Origin of the sequence: Paenibacillus sp. 2TAF8 (assembly GCF_052114825.1) — a bacterium.
GTDB lineage: Bacteria > Bacillota > Bacilli > Paenibacillales > Paenibacillaceae > Paenibacillus.
In genome coordinates, this window is the sequence record NZ_JBFRFN010000004.1 from 218,051 (window position 1) to 235,079 (window position 17,029).

Below are 17,029 nucleotides of genomic sequence, written 5' to 3' on the forward strand. Positions count from 1 at the left end.
CCGATCTGCTTTTACTAATACTAAGATTTATACAAAAGCCAGTCAGTTCCAAAGCCTGTTCCTGGGCTTAAGGATTGTTCGCCAGGTAGTTTTTCAGCCACTGCATTGCAGGACGCTCTGTGCCGTTGCTTCTTACCAGGTGAGAGCCACTAACCCAAGTTTGGTTTTCGTTATAACCCCACAGCGTAACACCTTTAACAGCCGGGTGCTTCCACAGTACCGGGAACTTTTGTTGGTAACGTTGCAACTGGGTATTGTCATCGCCAGTCATATCCAGCTCGGATACATATACTGGAAGACCTGTTGCTTGCAGTTTGTTCAGAACGATGTTCATCGTGTTCACAGATACGTTGTCCATATTAAAGTGATGCGCTTGAATACCGATGCCATCAACGAGGCCTCTGTTTTTCAAAAGGTTGATGATTTGGATATATTGATCTGCTTTGGCAGGATCACCGATAATGCCATATTCATTGATCAGCAATTTGGAATTCGGGAAGGCTTGTCTTGCTTGCTGGAAAGACCAGATGACCCAATCCCAGCCCGTCTGTCCATCTCCACCAATCGCATTGCGGAAGGCTGGCTTCGCATGCAACGGCTCATTGACTACGTCAACATACTCCGATTGGGAATAACGCTGTCCTGCAGCTCTGATCCATTGAAGCACTTCGTTTCTCTGATCTGTTGCAGAAAGGCCATTGATCCAGTTAGGTGCCTGGCTACCCCACACAAGGGTATGAAATTTGAAAGGCATATTATTATTTTTCGCATAGTTGTAAGCCATATCTGCCTGGCCCCAGTTCATCACATTACGTGTACCTTCTACCGCTCCCCACTTCGTGGAGTTCTCCGGCGTTACCTGATTCCAGTATGGACTGAAATTGTTTGGTACCTGGCTAGCTATAATATTCCCCAGGAATTTACTGCCTTTAGCCAATCCGGCACTGACACTGCCCACCGCGACTGACGCGGCCAGCACACCTGCAAGAGCAAGCGTACCTACCGTCTTAAACCATTTGGACTTCAACATAATATTCCTCCTTGGTTTGGTATATTTTATAAAGCGCTTACAATGACATCATAATGGATAATTTTGGTTTTATACACATATAAATCATACTATTTACTTTGAAAAGTATACTTCATCTTGCTTTATTTTTTCCCTTGCTTTACTCAACTGTATCGAACATATATGTTACATGAGCGTTTACATTACGTTAATGTTTCTCTAGTATGGATGGATAGATATCATTACACACACTAAGAACACAAGGGAGATTACACATGCGCACACACGGTTTGAAACGTTTCGCCAGTTGGTCATTATCCATTTTGTTAGGCTCTTCCCTGCTGCTCACACCACTTGCCTCAGAGAGCGCTCATGCTGCTGAAGCAGATCAGGAAACCAAAATCACCTTGCTTGGCACATCCGATATTCATGGTCGATTTATGCCATGGGACTATGCACTGGATGGCCCCAACCCTGCTGGGAGCATGACACAGCTCTATACGATGGTGAAAAAGGTTCGTACTGAGAATCCCAACACCATCCTGCTGGATGCGGGAGATATGATTCAGGACAATTCAGCCGAGCTGTTCAATGACCAACCCAAGTCTCCGATGATGGTTGCGATGAATGAGATGAATTATGACGCCTGGGTTATGGGGAATCATGAATTTAACTTCGGCTTAGATGTACTGGAGAAAATATCCTCGCAATTCAAAGGCCAGGCACTCGTAGGGAACATTTTCAAAGAAAACGGCGACCGTTACATGCCTGCATATACGATTATTGAGCGCGACGGAATCAAAGTAGGCGTAATTGGTATGAACACCCCGATGATCACCGAATTTGAAAAGGGAACCGATCACCTGGATGGTGTTATTGTGAAAGATCCTGTCGAGGAGACTCGCAAAGCCATTGCCGAGCTGAAAGGCAAAGTCGATGTGATGGTTGGCCTCATGCATATGGGACTGGATAATGAGAACGGAAAACCGGGAACCGGCGTCACGGACATTGCCAATGCCAACCCGGAGCTAACTGCTATTTTTGCCGGACACATGCATCAGCTGATTGAATCACAGACGGTGAACGGCGTGTTGATCTCCGAGCCCAACAAATATGGTACACACATGTCACGTATTGACCTGACGTTTGCCAAAGAGGACGGCAAGGTTGTGTTGAAGAGCAAGGAAGCCAAGGCACTCGCTGTCAAAAAAGCAGACGGCACTTATGAAGTTTCCGATCCTTCTCTGGAAAAAACACTGCATCCGTTCCACGAGTTCGCTCGTGCCGATGCTAATATCGTGGTCGCTGAGTTAAAAGGAACGAATCTGGTGCCGGCAGATGAGATCAAAGGCATACCTGCTGTACAGATTCAGGAAACGCCGCTGTCTGATTTTTTCACCGAAGTGATGCTCCATTACAGTGATGCGGATGTTGTTGCGCATCAGATCGATAATGACAAAGCCAAGCTGGACGTTGGCCCGATCAAGAAAAAGGATATTGCATTCAACTATCAGTACACGTTTGGTGAAGTAACGGTATATGAAGTGACTGGACGCGATCTGAAGGATTACATGGAATGGTCTGCGGGATACTTCAACTCTACTCGTCCCGGGGATGTAACCATCAGCTTTGATGCGAAGCGACGTGCTTCCAAATATAGCACCGACGATTTCTTTGGTGGTGTGACCTATGAGATCGATCTGACGAAGCCATATGGCAGCCGAATTACGAATTTGAAGTATAGTAATGGAAAATCTGTTCAGGTCAATGATACGCTCAAGCTCGGTTTGAATGCTTATCGGATGGAAGCACTCATTGCCAAAGGCGGAGCGCTTGAAGGACGTAAGTTCAAGCAACTCTGGTCCTCCAAGGATGCTTCGGCTTTTGGTGAGATTCAAGGTACTATCCGCAATCTGTCTATCGCATATCTGAAAGACGTGATGAAAGGTGTCTACGAACCGAAGATACAGCATAATTGGAAAATCACTGGTGTAGACCTGACTGCACCGGAACGTGCAGATGTCGTAGAACTCATTAATGCCGGCATTATGACCGTTCCGACTACGGAAGACGGCAAATATACGAACATTGCCTCCATTAACATTTTGGACACGGTAACAGCGGATGAGATTAAAGCCCTCTCTTCCAAAGCAGGGGTAGATGCAGCACAATTCAAAGACGTAAAAACAAAAGGCGCGTTCTATCAGCAGTTGAACAAGGCTCGCAAAGCAGTAGAAGGTAAAGACAATGACGGGACTTCAACACCCCCTTCAACTGAGACACCGGTAGCTCCTACACCGGAAAAACCAGGTAATTCAGCGAAACCAAAACCAACTCCGGTTCCTACACCTGGAGCGCCAAAACCAGGCACTCAAAAACCAGGTAAACCACCTGTGTCTTCAGACAACGGCAAGCCAAGTGTCGCAGTTCCAGGCAAACAAGCCAAGGTTACGGCTGCTCATCTGAATGTACGTGCGGGTGCATCCTCCAAATCTAAAGTGATTACTTCTGTGCCACAAGGTACGATGCTTGAAGTAGTTAGCACAGGCCACGCCTATGGCTGGGTCAAAGTGAAGCTGAACGGACAGATGGCATACGTTTACGGCAAGTATATAAGTGTTATAAAATAAACAATATGTATCAAGGGCGATACCCCCATGTGGTTATGGGAAGGTATCGCCCTTTTTTCTAATCATTAGTTCTCTATAGGTATAGAATCACTGCGAAATGCTACAAATCGTTTCACGTGGAACGTTGCACGGTGCTAGGTTCTACAATGTACCTCGCTCTACATACAATTGTTACCTGAGACCTGTGAACCGGAAGCAGCCCACCAGCAGTGGAGAAAAGGGCCATGCTGGTCTCACAACGAGTTCACAAATGTATTTCAAACTCACACCGCTTGTGTTTTCTTGATGTGTCATGATTTTGATTTTTGGAAAGACCAGAATGATCTGTCTCCCCAAATACTTCTAACGTCATTGCCTTCGGCTCCCTGTAAATGAGTTTGGCACATCATGATGCTCCGTCGTGCAGCTTGGCTTGCGTGTCCTCGATCCAGAGTTTCTTCGCCATCCGTTTCTTCGATATTCTTCATATTTCTTTGAATTTTATTTGATTTTTTCGATGTTTCCTTGATGTTCCCTCTACCTAGAGCCCCTCTTCCCCAGATTTGAGACGACATTTCGTCTAACGATCTCCACAGACGTTATTTAGACGCTTTTCTGCATTTTTATTTTCTAACGATCTCAGGAAACCTTATTTGGGGAAAATGATGTAAAATCGGGCGTTTTTATCGTGTTTTCAGCGAAATAAGCTCTCTGCTGATCGTTAGAATTTCAGAAAGCGCTACATGGCACAAATAAGCTCATCTGAGATCGTTAGAATAATACGAGGCTATGATCATAACCACCTTGCCACCGTAACTTACAACGTTCACTTATCCAGCCAAATTAAGCTACAAGAAACACCGGAAACAGGCTCAAGCAACTCTTCAATACACAGCTTGCAAGAAGTGCTGGATAAGCAAAGTGTAGACTTTATCGCCTCAAGCCTACACCATTAATTAGACTTTCTGTCGAACCATAAGGTAGACTATCAATCACACTTTGAATCATATTACCAATCACACTTGAATCAGACTATGATTCGCACCTGTGAATTAGCCCCTCATCTGATTATCAATCAAACCTTCATTTGATTCTCAATCAGGTTATTAACCAGACCCTCAATCGAAATCTTCAGCTCCACATCCCCAGCCAACGCCGCTCCTTAATGGATTGTCAATAATGGATGGGCTAACGGGGTAATGCTCTCCTTCTGGATTGACCCAAACTACGATTCTGATTAGAAAGTCCGACAGGTATTGTCCAGTTTGGAGGAGGTTAACCCATATCAGTAGGAGAGTCTCTTTATTTGCCACGCGCTTTTCGTGCACATAGAGTATAATAGGCAGGTATATGTTACATGTACGGTGCAATGCTGGTAAGTAAGGTCAAGTAATAAGATCATGGACATGTTGATGAACCAACATAACGTAAGCACACTGCATTCCAAACTAAAACGAAAAAGAGGTAAACGATGAGTAAGCAACATTTTAAAGATTATGGCCTGGGAGAAGAAATCGTCAAAGCACTGGACAGCCTGGGTTACGAGAACCCTACTGAAGTTCAGAGCCGGGTTATTCCCGTCGCACTGGAGAATCAGGACCTTGTGGTGAAATCACAGACGGGCAGTGGCAAAACAGCCGCATACGGTATTCCGCTCTGCGAACTGGTGGACTGGAACGAAAATAAACCGCAAGCTCTGATTCTGACTCCAACACGAGAGCTGGCCTTGCAGGTCAATGAGGACATTACCAACATCGGGCGCTTTAAGCGTATTAAAGCAACCGCACTGTATGGACAATCCCCTTTTCATATTCAAAAAGCCGAGCTGAAACAACGAACCCATGTGGCCGTAGGCACACCGGGCCGGGTACTGGATCATATTGAACGGGGCACGCTACCGCTAGATCGCATCGCATATCTGGTCATTGATGAAGCAGATGAGATGCTGAACATGGGATTTATCGAGACAGTACAAGCGATTATTCAGTCATTGCCACAGGCACGGACAACCATGCTGTTCTCCGCAACGTTCCCGGAAGATGTAGCGAAGCTGTCACGGCAATATATGAATACACCTGTAGAGATTGAGATTAAGGCTAGCGGACTGACCACAGCCACCATCGAACATGCCGTGGTCCACACATCGGAAGTGAACAAAACCGCACTGCTACAGGACTTGTTGATTACCGAAAATCCGGATAGCTGCATTGTATTCTGTCGTACACAAGAGAATGTTGATAAACTGTTCCGGGTCATGGCTGATCTGGACTATCCGGCTGACCGCATCCACGGCGGCATGGAACAGGATGAACGAATTGAAGTCATGAATGCCTTCAGACGTGGACAATTCCGTTATCTGATTGCTACCGACGTTGCGGCACGTGGGATTGATATCACAAACATCACCCATGTCATCAATTATGATATCCCGCTTGAAAAAGAAAGCTACGTGCACCGCACAGGTCGTACGGGTCGTGCAGGTAAAACAGGCAGAGCCTTCACTTTGGTAACCCCGAAGGACGGCAGACGTCTTGCGGAGATTGAATCCTATATTGGATTTGAGATCCCGGTTATGAAAGCTCCTTCCGAGGATGCGGTTGATCGCCGCAGAGAAGAATTCGAGAAGCGCCTCAAGATCGTGCCTGAACGTAAAAAGGACAAGCGTGAGCAGTTGAACCAGCAGATCATGAAGCTGAACTTCAACGGAGGTAAGAAGAAGAAACTTCGTGCGGTTGATTTTGTAGGAACGATTGCCAAAATTGAAGGGGTTAGCGCGGACGATATCGGGATTATTACCATTCTGGATAACGTAACGGATGTGGAAATCCTGAACGGCAAAGGGCCGCTTGTCCTGGAAGTTATGCAACATACGACGATCAAACGCATGCAGCTCAAGGTACGTAAAGGTCATAAATAGACCGATCACAGGATCACATATAACGAGGGATAACGGAGAATTGCCAAGATCCGTTATCCTTTTTTATCTCTTTACGTTGAGAATCATTATCAATATAATAAAAAGAAACGCCCACGCACGGCAGGAGGTTCGTRCGAATGACAATAACACTAGATGATCATATCCGAGTATGGAATTATTCTTCGGTCAGAGTCATGGATATTCGCCTTGCCGTGCTGGAACCGGGAGAACGCGTGCAGCGATACCAACTGCCCGCACATTCATTCATATACGTGCTGGACGGACATGCTCAAGTACGCCTGGATCAATCGCAATATAACATGAGTCGATTTCATATCCTGCATGGAGGGCGCGGCGCGTTCATCGATATTGTCGCAGAGGATCGATTGGAATATTATTTGATTCTTTACAAAGCCGTGATGATGTTACCCACTTCTCATCCACTGCTTAAGTACTCTGGAGTCGATTCTTCCTTTAGATATCAATATGCTTTCGTCCCGGGTCATCCAGCCTCTTTGCTGTTGAAGCTGGATGATATGTACGAAAATTGGACGACTCCCGATATGCTCCATCAATTTCAGGCTCGAACACTGTTCTACCAGTTTGTGCATTCACTTCTTTTACAGATGAAACAGCAAGGAATTGAACCCATGGCCCCAGATTTGCTCTCACAGGCGTTGCATTACATACAGGAACATTATATGGAACCCATCACACTTAAATCTCTGGCAGAACTGTTCGATTGCAGTGTCAGCTATCTGACCAAACTGTTCAAGTCTCGTCTGAATGACAGCCCCATACGGCTGTTAGCCAAAGTTCGTGTACAGGCGGCTGCCAAGATACTGGCACGCAGAGGAACCTCCCTTCAAGAAATTGCCGAACTCGTTGGGTACCCGGATGCACACACCTTAAGCCGCAGTTTCAAAAAAGTATACGGTATAACCCCTGCTCAGTACCGGGCAGCCGTTTCCCAGACGGGGAACCCGATACCGGAAATGCCCAAGCTGCGTACCCGATCTGCCCTTGTTGTGACTGAACCTCAATGCTATAGTTTCAATGATTACGATTCTCATTTACATTTAAGCGGAGGTTTATCCATGGTTAAGACAAGCAGATCATCATCCATTGCCACAGCGGCATTGCTCTTGTGTTTTATCTTAATTCTCTCGGCATGTGCCGGTGGATCAACAGCACCCCCTACTACAGCATCCGGAAAAGGGACTGTAGCCGAATCTGCAATAGGTCAACAGAAACCAGCTTCTACATCCGGGACATCAACATCAGCTACCCAGACATACACCGACAGCAAGGGAACGATCACCATTCCGGCTCATCCCGAGCGGATTGTTGATCTGACCGGCAGCGCAATTGGTAACTTGTTAGCACTTGGTGTAAAACCTGTGGCAGCAACCTATGACGCTATGCGAAGTCCTTATCATAAAGGCATGCTGGAAGGCATCGTTAATTTGGGAGAAGGAAACAACGCTGAAGCCATACTGAATCTGGAACCCGATCTGATCATCACGTATGACTATCTGGAGGATACGCAGTATGAAGCATTGTCTCAGATTGCTCCCGTGGTGAGATTGAAGTATGGCGGCGCAACTCCGCAAGATCTACTGCTGGAATTCGGCAAAATAACGGGCAAAGTGCAAGAAGCTCAGGCCTGGGTTGATCAATGGAATGCCAAAATTGCAGAGGTTAAACCACAGATTCAAGCTATCGTGGGGGATCAAACGGTTTCTATACTTCAGCCCTATGCCAAAGGCATCTACGCGTGGGGAAACAAGGGCGCACGAGGAGGAGAGATTTTATATCGAGATCTCGGTCTGAAAGCCCCGGCTCTAATCCAGAAGGATCTGATTGACGGAGAAGGCGCAGGTGCGAATCTGTCATTGGAGCAGCTGCATGATTATGCGGGTGATTACATTTTCACAAGCAATTGGGGCTGGGACGACGGCAACCCCGATGTTGTATATGAGAGCAAGGTGTGGAAGGGACTGCCGGCGGTGCAAAAGAAACATGTCTATTTCATCAATGTGGATGGCTCGTATTATAATGACCCTATCTCTTTGGAGGCACAGCTCCAATTCATTGTAGATAGCTTCTTGAACCAATCTTAATAGAGTCAGAGTTACTGCTTTGACAACAAACAAGCTGACAACTCAGGCAAAATCCCCTCCTTACAACACACGGAACAGGAGGGGATTTTTCTTCGGATATCGATTTTTTTGATTTCGAATTTTCTGTTTCATTTCTATCTCTATCTCTATCTCTATTTTCACTTCTTCTTTTTCCGTACTACACCTCCTGCTACCGTATAAAAGAACAGCTCATCCTCCGCGCTACCTTCATCATCCGTCACTTGAAAGGTCTCAGAATCCGCCGTCTTGTATACCCCTCCTGTCACAAAACTGAACACAGCCTGATTATCCTTGCCCCAATACCGATTTAACATTAAAAAAGATGCTCCATCAATGCCTTTTACGGTACGTTTGCCATTCGCATTATACAGACTATTTCGATCCTTGGCCCAACTCTGGGGATCAGCGTCGAGCAGATGAGTAAAGCTGGTACGATCTATCTTTTTATTGGCTATGCCCCAGAGATATACCTGATTCGCATCTACAGCCCAACTACCGGATGGGGTAAGTAGCTCGAAGGTAACCGCGTCCGCTCCCTTAATTCGTTGAAGCACATCGTCAGGATGGCCGAAAGGCTGACTGGTACGCGCATACTTCGCATGATATACATGGTTCTGATCTCTGGATAAACCCAGATGATCCGTACAGCCTAACACTTCAAAGGTGGATACATCAGCTCCCTCAACACGATAACCATTATAATACACATACTGTTTATCCCGGCCAAACGCCCCTCCCAGTGACTCGAAGTTGTCGGGGTCAGCTCCTCTGACCGTCCGCCACTGAGAATAAACCCGATCTCCATCACGCGCATGCTGTTCATCTAGCGGTTCAAATGAACTCCGATCCGCGCCGCGAACCAGATTGAAAGTTTCTTTAGCATCTCGCCTGTACCCACCGCCAGACTCTGCCCGATAGAATACGGAGGTATCCGTGGCATACCAATTCCACGCAAGCTGCACTGCATCATCTGCATGATGAGCATAGCCAGCCTGCCACCAGCCAGGTATGTCTGGATAATGCTCCTGCAACCAATCTACCATCTCATGTTTATATTCATTGGCATAACGAAGGCCGCTGGACAGATGGAACAAATGATCCAAATCCGTACAGTAATCATGCTGTGCAATGGCTAGACTTGTATCAATTTCATCGAATACATGAAAATGCTGGCTGTCTTTGACGTATAGCTGACGTTTATCCCTCGCAAAATAGGGCGTCCCTGGCAGCAGCTCAAAGCTGCCTGGATCAGATGGGGAAACGGGCTTGTCCTCCAGATACACATGCTGTAAATCACAGCTGTAATCCTCGTATACGACTCGGAAGAATTCGGTATCCTGAGTAAACAGCGTTGCTTTGTTTGCCCTGGCATTGAACCACCATATGCCTTGATGATCCTGTAAATAGGCAAATGTGAGCCAGCCCTTCGTAYAGGTCGACAAAACCCTAAAACCTTCGGCAGTCAATCCGCCTTTGACCACCACCGTTTCGCCCTCCTCATTCTTCAAGACCACTTGGGCATTCCCATCGATGACAAAGCTATCCATAACCATCCCCTCCAATCCTCAAGTACACTTCCTATCCTATAGATGCGATCCTCCACTATCATCCAGACACGGTCATGGTATCAGCAGCTATCTGCCAAAATACGAGTGACATGCACAATCTTGCTCTCTTAATGAAGCGAAAATTGAGTTACCTGTACAGCCCCAATCGGTGATGAAGCTGCTCTCGAATCTCTGTCTGATTGCTCACTTTAACGATCAGCGAAGGTGCGTAGTGTTGCTGTATGATTTCATAAGAAAACTCCGGATTGGATGATGAGAAAACCGTCTGAAACAACTGATAGAAATATAGGCCATACGGTTCGTCTGAACCTCTATACTTATACGGTGCCTGATAAATCAGGTAAGGAAATTGGGCCAGACCAGGGTTAGATGATCTCTTTTTATCGTTATCGGAGAACAGATTTATCCATCGCGGGTCATCGGCCATGTCCTCAATCAAGTTATAACGAGATGACTTCATTTTCCCATACTCCAACATTAATTCGGTCACATCGACTGTACTCTCTCTCGCAAAACCATATACGTAACCTGCCTGACTCGGCTCCTCGCTATGATCGGTGCGGTCCAAACAGGCAAAATACAACGCGCGTAGCGGAGACGCTGTAAGTTCCAGCAGATTCGTAGGCAGACCCTCATGGTGACACCAGGCCAGCACATGCTGGCGCTCCCACTCTCCCGCTTGATCTGTCATATCTCGGACAAAATCGTTTACTGTATCCATGTAATATTCCGGGTTATCTCGAAGCAATCGTGCTATTCCTGATCGAAGTAAGGACGAGGATTGAGTGGCATATCGCCTGTTTTCTCCGCGATAATAATACCCATCCTGACCATTCGGTAACTCTTTGATAATCGATATGTAGTCTTCAACAGAGCTTATCTCGTAATTCAACGGATTTTTCGTCGTATTCATCTCATCCAGTACCTCCAGTGCTTATATCTAATTCCTGATCACTTTTTTGAAAAACTCTCTAACCGTTACATACGCCATAACCCTCTAATTAGCTCCATATCCAATCACATATTTCGGAGTGGATCGATGCTACCGTCGCTTATCCCACTAAGATACTGCTTTGTTCAGCAATGATTGAATTGTTCACTTGCTAAATATTGTAAATCAACTAAAATAGATTTGAAAGCGCTTGATTAATCTCTAATCTCTATGGAGGTGTACGTAATGGGAAAACGTACGACGGTCTGGCTTCTGGTTTTTACACTCGCATTAACCTTGTTTGGCCTGCATCCTCAACGGACCAGCGCGGCAAGTGTGGCAATCACCAATGGCACCGATTGGCTTGATACGGCTGGCAATCCCATTCACGCCAACAGCGGTAATATCCTGCAGGTCGGTTCAACGTATTATCTGTATGGAGAACATGCGGTAGGCGGCAAATTTGAAAGTGTAAACGTCTACACCTCAACGGATCTGAAAAATTGGACTTTTAGCAATGCCATCCTGACCAAAGGCTCCGCGACAGAACTCGCCTCCAGCAAGATTGAACGTCCTAAAGTAATTTATAACACCTCCACCAAGCAGTATGTGCTCTGGGCTCACTATGAGAACGGGACAGACTACAACCTCGGCCGCGTTGCGGTAGCCACAAGCAGTACACCGAACGGCAAATTTACGTATGAAGGCAGCTTCCGCCCACTTGACTATGAATCCCGTGACATGACTGTTTTTGTGGATACGGACGGAACGGGTTATCTGGTTACTGCTTCTCGCAAAAACGGCGGTGCGAATGATACGATGGCTGTTTTTAAAATGAATGCAAGCTACACAGGGGTACAATCTTTCGAAGGATGGTTGTTCGAGAATGCATACCGTGAAGCCCCTGCTGTTGTGAAAAAAGGAAATCGCTACTACCTCTTTACCTCCCAGGCGGCTGGCTGGTATCCGAACCAAGGTGCTTACGCTACAGCTACTTCGATGACAGGGCCATGGACTGCACTTACGCCTTATGGCAATCCATCAGCCTTTGGCTCTCAGATTCATGATATTGCCACGATCCAGGGCAGTAGCACCACTTCCTATATCTATATGGCGGATCGCTGGAATCCGATGAACCTTGGGGAGCACAAACACATCTGGTTGCCCCTCACGTTGAATGATGGCAATGGAACGGCCTCACTGGAATGGTATACGACATGGAATATTGACGCAGCAACAGGACAAATCACACTGCCTGCACTCGTGAATCACGCCCAAGGTAAAACAGCTTCCGCCAGCTCCACTGCCTCTGGCTCATCTGCTTCTCTAGTCAATGACGGTAACTACCAGACCTCATGGGTGGCATCTTCCAATAGCTGGCCTGCGTGGTGGCAGGTAGACTTTGGAGCACCCAAGACCATTACAGAGATCGATACTTCATGGTTTATGTATAAAGGTTCTGAAGGGTATTACAAATACAAAATCGAGATTAGCAACGATGGTGTAAACTATGCCACGCTAGACCGCACCAATAATCTGACATATGGTTTCACCACGGATTCGGTGCACTTTACCGCCCGCTACGTGAGAATCAATATGGTCAATGCCGTCTTGTGGAACAATCCGGGCAACTGGTACACCCCAACGCTGCATGAAGTCAAAATGCTGGGCCCATCCACGCCTGAAGCTACAGGCTACAGCCAGTTTACTTCACACAATGTACCGGATCGCATGATCCGTCACGCCAACTATGTCGCTCGCATTGATGCAAATGTCTCCCCGGCTCTGGATGCCCAGTTCCGTGTTGTACCTGGACTTTCCAGCTCTACAGGTGTTTCGCTGGAGGCAATCAACCACCCTGGTTATTTTCTGAAACGCAATGCGAGTAATAAAATTGTTCTTGAAGCCTTCACAAACACCACCGCGTATAAGGGCGATGCCACGTTCCTGATTAGCCCCGGCTGGGCTGATAGTAGCAAACTATCTTTGCAATCCTATAGTCAACCCGGATATTACATCCGGCACTATGATTATGTGCTACAGCTGGATACTGTGAGCGCTGCCAGCAACGCTACAGTGAAGGGTGATGCTACGTTTGGGCGATTGAATTTCTAATCACCATAGATTATATCAAGAAAGCCGAAGCAGCGGTTTAGCGCACTTCGGCTCTTTGGCTTTTTCCAGCATTGCAGCGATTCTTCTGCTTCCAGAATCAACTTGTTATAGCGATACACCAGCTCTCATGAAGAACTACATCAAAATCGGAGAGTGTAAGCGTAGAGCGGGACAAATTTTTTCTTGTGATAACTTCATCTTCATGATCATATCCAAACCAGAGATGCCAGATTTCCAAGTTCGTTTCTTGATCGATGGAAGTTACATATTGATACAAGTCCTTTGTTAGACTGATATCAGGAGCATCGAATTTATAAATATGAGTCAGGTCTGTATACTGGCTTATGATTTTTACAGCATATGGTGCACTTTGGATGTGAAAACGATTAGAGGCTGCCGGGTTACCGTAAAGGACAGTTGCACTCTCATTCATCTCTTTCCAAGGAATCAAGCCATCCGGGACATTCAACCGAATCATATCACTGACAGCTAAAACCTCTTGCCCGCGAAGTTTGATCTCGGGAATCAGACGATCTGCTGCGATGTAGTATTCAAAGCTCATCTTGTGCTTCATCCTTCCTTCATCTGTTCCATGTCCCTATTATGACATTTAACGATGATTCGAGAAACGAAAGATCAATTTGAGCCCATCCTCGTCTGCGGTCATGGCTACTTCTTCCTCGTACAAACCTTGCGTGTAATTCGCTACCGTCTTGCGCCAGAAATGCTGACCCGTTTTGTTTTTCTCCCCTGGATTGGTGAATATCTCCCAGTTGCCCTTAAGCATAGCGAAGATCATTACAGCCGCCTTCTCCGCTACACCCGTTCCCCGATACGGCTGTAGCAGGAAAAATTCATGCATGAAAAAATCGATGCCTGGTGCACAGTGAGGCGGTGTTGCTACCATTGCAAATCCAGCAGGCCTGTCCTCGGCCATGATCAAAAAAGGAAAGAGACAGCCCGGCTTTTCCCACCATATATTTTGCACATCATATTGGTCTTGTAACGTTTGATAGGTAGAACTTTCCTCGTATATGCCATGTTTATTCGGTCGATGTCCCTCCCGCAGCCCATAATGTCCAGACAGGTCATGCAGGTATAACGGATACATGTTTTTGATGATGTACGCCTTGTCTGGATTCGTTAGTTCCACTTGGATGTTCATGTTGCAGATCACCGTTCCTTCCGCTGGTTACGCCCGCTTCCTTACTCTATATAAGTAAACGTGCTCTCTGGACTCTATTGTACGGATGCTGGCATTGGACAGATATGTAATATTCGTTTTCTAACCATTCTGTACATCTACATGTCCGCACATGAAAAGTGCATAGTAAAAAGCCACATCCGATAGCTCGAATGTGACTCACACTTCATCCAAATCATTTCGCTTTGATTTCAACTTCACTTCACTTTTTTGCAATATACAATTTTCTTGATGCTTTCGATAGATAAACAATATTGATCTGCAAGCTCATCGATCGTTGACCCCGTAGCAAACTTCTGGAAAATCTCGTTGTTCCGTTCCCGAATTAGTTGTCGGCCGCCTGAATTCTCTCCCCATTTCTTATGGGTATCCTTCGGCCTCGGAATATAGATTAATCCACCAGGGAGATGTCGCTGTATTTCTTCGAGCAATGCCTTCGGAAGGACGGCATCTGCATTCACATATTTCATCGTACTCCACTCCTTAAAAAGTTAATCTTTAAGGTAGCAGAGCCTCACGAGTAAACTTCTGACTTCATCACGTCAATGATGGCGGGAATGGATATTAGGCTCTATGCAAACAACCGCCGTTGTTCCTCGCATGGACTCTGCATAGAGCGGATGGTAAAACTTCTTATGAATCGAATCATGGTAGCCCCCCTTTCGCTGAATCGATATAAGATTACGTTAAGTCATGCCCCAGCATTTCGGGTAACAATTCTATATCTTCCATATGAGAAGCCGATATCCTCTATTAATCCCTCCATTCGTCGCTATTTTCGTTCCTATACTGCGCCAGACTTTGCTCTAACATCACACGAACCTGCTCCTGCAATTCCGGTGGCGATATCACCATAACCTCGGGTCCATAGGAAAGTAGCCTACGCGCGGTAAAAGCAAACTCCGAATGCGGCACAAGACCGTACCACTTTTGCTCTGACACGGTCTTGAATAACGCATCCGATGCCGCTATTCTTGCCCCGAATGCTGTAAATTGCAGTACAACCTCTTCGCCATCTGCGTGCGCAGCCTGTTTCAGCCATGCTTTTAGTGTGGGTACAGATTCATCGATCTGATCCAGCACCGTCAGCTGCTTTATTCGATCCACACGATATAACAATACGCGATCGTTATTTCGCGCAGGCATGTACCAATAACCCTGCTCATAATAGATGCCCAAGGGATACACGTTTACCTTTTTCCTGCCGCTACGAGCATGGTACATGAATGAAATAAGTTTCTTCTCGACTGCGGCCGTTAACAGATCGGATGTGAGAGACTCCAGATGTTCACCCGGACGCTGCATAAATGCAATGTGTTCCCTCATCCCTGCAATCCGTTCCTGAACATCCGCAGGCAGCGTGGAGAAATACTGTTCCGCCAGATGCTCCCGAATCATACCATACGGAAAATCAGGAACCTCTTCCAAATATTCAAGCATCATAAACAGGCCCAGTGCTTCTTGCTGTGTCAGTTGCAAGGGCGGCAAAATCCGATTGGGCAGCACCCGGTATCCGCCGTTAACACCTACCTCGGTGTATAAAGGGAATCCCATCGCCTGTAAAGCATCCAGATCACGCTGGATCGTACGAACAGACACCTCAAATCGTTCTGCCAGCTCCCGAGCTGTGAACTTATGTCTGGAATCCATAAGGCGCATCATTGCCAGCCTGCGTTGATTCATCAGAACCCCACCTTAATTACGTCACTTTTTGTCATAGTAAAATTGTAACACAGCCGAACTGATCCACGATCATATACGCCGCACAATATCCTTGAATAAGTTTGTTTGACAAGCAGGCTCTTCACACAACGATGTAGAACTATAGAACATTCACCATTAAATGTCGGGAGTTGAAAACAAGAATGAGCCGCAAAGAACTCTTTCCTGCAGATGTATGTGAGGTTATTGATTACATTGAACAAGGCGATGTATTGAAGGGGTCTTACCTTTCGGTTAACCATGACGGTGCAGTAAATGGAACAGCATTCGAGACTCAAGATTTGTTTGCGAATCTGGAGGAAGCCCTAATATTTTACCAGGAAGAAGACGTTGAGCCGCCTTGTTACTTTCTACTGGACATTACCGCAGACGCCTTAGGAGATATTCCACCTGCCTCTGGAGAGGAGCAAAAATCCCTCGCCCAAACATTTATTCTGTATGAAGAAGAACAAGACTTCTATGGCATGATGAAGAAAAAATTAGAGGGACAAGCCTCGGAACTGGGCCTGAAGCCTGATCAACTTAACCATCTTGCTGATATTATCAGCGGTGATCTATTTCAGATCGCCAGAGCCCGATTGTTATGCAAGGAGCCGCATCCGTATTTTGAAGCCATGTTTAATGTCTATAAAAATCAAGGACTTCCTGTAGGCTGGGTAGGTGGCGAATCTGCCGCCGAAGGACAATTCATCATCTACACTCGTCCTTAACATCCGAAAATACATGCCAAGTTAATGTTCAATCAACCAGCGATATCAAAATATCAACGGCTGGTTGAAGTTTCACCTAGGCCTCCATACAAGAAATGAA

12 protein-coding genes are annotated in these 17,029 nt (G+C 46.2%); 5 read left to right on the forward strand and 7 right to left on the reverse strand.

Going from position 1 to position 17,029, the window contains the following annotated elements; genetic code table 11:
• Positions 1–67: 67 nt before the first annotated feature.
• Complete coding sequence (locus tag AB4Z30_RS08260) at positions 68–1,030, reverse strand: endo-1,4-beta-xylanase (protein WP_441925129.1); 963 nt, start codon at positions 1,028–1,030, stop codon at positions 68–70.
• A gap of 254 nt (positions 1,031–1,284) precedes the next feature.
• Between AB4Z30_RS08260 and AB4Z30_RS08265 the strand changes: the two genes are divergently transcribed.
• The 3 genes from AB4Z30_RS08265 to AB4Z30_RS08275 all read left to right on the forward strand — a co-directional run bounded on the left by AB4Z30_RS08265 (position 1,285) and on the right by AB4Z30_RS08275 (position 8,658).
• On the forward strand, positions 1,285–3,639 hold the full coding sequence (locus AB4Z30_RS08265) for a 5'-nucleotidase C-terminal domain-containing protein (RefSeq protein ID WP_441925131.1): 2,355 nt from the start codon (positions 1,285–1,287) through the stop codon (positions 3,637–3,639).
• A gap of 1,450 nt (positions 3,640–5,089) precedes the next feature.
• Positions 5,090–6,535, forward strand: a complete 1,446-nt coding sequence (locus AB4Z30_RS08270; RefSeq protein ID WP_441925133.1) for a DEAD/DEAH box helicase — start codon at positions 5,090–5,092, stop codon at positions 6,533–6,535.
• 137 nt (positions 6,536–6,672) lie between these two features.
• Complete coding sequence (locus AB4Z30_RS08275) at positions 6,673–8,658, forward strand: AraC family transcriptional regulator (protein WP_441925135.1); 1,986 nt, start codon at positions 6,673–6,675, stop codon at positions 8,656–8,658.
• A 158-nt stretch (positions 8,659–8,816) separates the two neighbouring features.
• Here AB4Z30_RS08275 and AB4Z30_RS08280 read toward each other — a convergent pair whose 3' ends face one another.
• Together AB4Z30_RS08280 and AB4Z30_RS08285 are read right to left on the reverse strand one after the other, a co-directional pair.
• Positions 8,817–10,226, reverse strand: coding sequence for a DKNYY domain-containing protein (locus tag AB4Z30_RS08280; RefSeq protein ID WP_441925137.1), 1,410 nt, complete (start codon positions 10,224–10,226; stop codon positions 8,817–8,819).
• Positions 10,227–10,374: 148 nt separating this feature from the next.
• Positions 10,375–11,160, reverse strand: coding sequence for an FRG domain-containing protein (locus AB4Z30_RS08285; RefSeq protein WP_441925139.1), 786 nt, complete (start codon positions 11,158–11,160; stop codon positions 10,375–10,377).
• A gap of 264 nt (positions 11,161–11,424) precedes the next feature.
• Between AB4Z30_RS08285 and AB4Z30_RS08290 the strand changes: the two genes are divergently transcribed.
• Positions 11,425–13,293, forward strand: coding sequence for an AbfB domain-containing protein (locus tag AB4Z30_RS08290; protein ID WP_441925141.1), 1,869 nt, complete (start codon positions 11,425–11,427; stop codon positions 13,291–13,293).
• Positions 13,294–13,390: 97 nt separating this feature from the next.
• On the opposite strand, the gene AB4Z30_RS08295 is transcribed toward AB4Z30_RS08290, so the two are convergent.
• The 4 genes from AB4Z30_RS08295 to AB4Z30_RS08310 form a co-directional block, all read right to left on the reverse strand.
• Positions 13,391–13,855, reverse strand: a complete 465-nt coding sequence (locus AB4Z30_RS08295; RefSeq protein WP_441925143.1) for a hypothetical protein — start codon at positions 13,853–13,855, stop codon at positions 13,391–13,393.
• Between the two features lie 48 nt (positions 13,856–13,903).
• Complete coding sequence (locus tag AB4Z30_RS08300; RefSeq protein WP_441925145.1) at positions 13,904–14,458, reverse strand: GNAT family N-acetyltransferase; 555 nt, start codon at positions 14,456–14,458, stop codon at positions 13,904–13,906.
• 236 nt (positions 14,459–14,694) lie between these two features.
• Positions 14,695–14,967, reverse strand: a complete 273-nt coding sequence (locus AB4Z30_RS08305; RefSeq protein WP_441925147.1) for a CD3324 family protein — start codon at positions 14,965–14,967, stop codon at positions 14,695–14,697.
• Positions 14,968–15,250: 283 nt separating this feature from the next.
• Positions 15,251–16,180: a helix-turn-helix transcriptional regulator gene (locus AB4Z30_RS08310; RefSeq protein WP_441925149.1), complete on the reverse strand. Its 930-nt coding sequence runs from the start codon at positions 16,178–16,180 to the stop codon at positions 15,251–15,253.
• Between the two features lie 182 nt (positions 16,181–16,362).
• Here AB4Z30_RS08310 and AB4Z30_RS08315 point away from each other — a divergent pair, with 182 nt between their 5' ends.
• Positions 16,363–16,929 (forward strand): hypothetical protein, encoded by a 567-nt coding sequence (locus tag AB4Z30_RS08315; RefSeq protein ID WP_441925151.1) that lies wholly within the window; start codon positions 16,363–16,365, stop codon positions 16,927–16,929.
• The last annotated feature ends 100 nt before the right edge of the window (positions 16,930–17,029 follow it).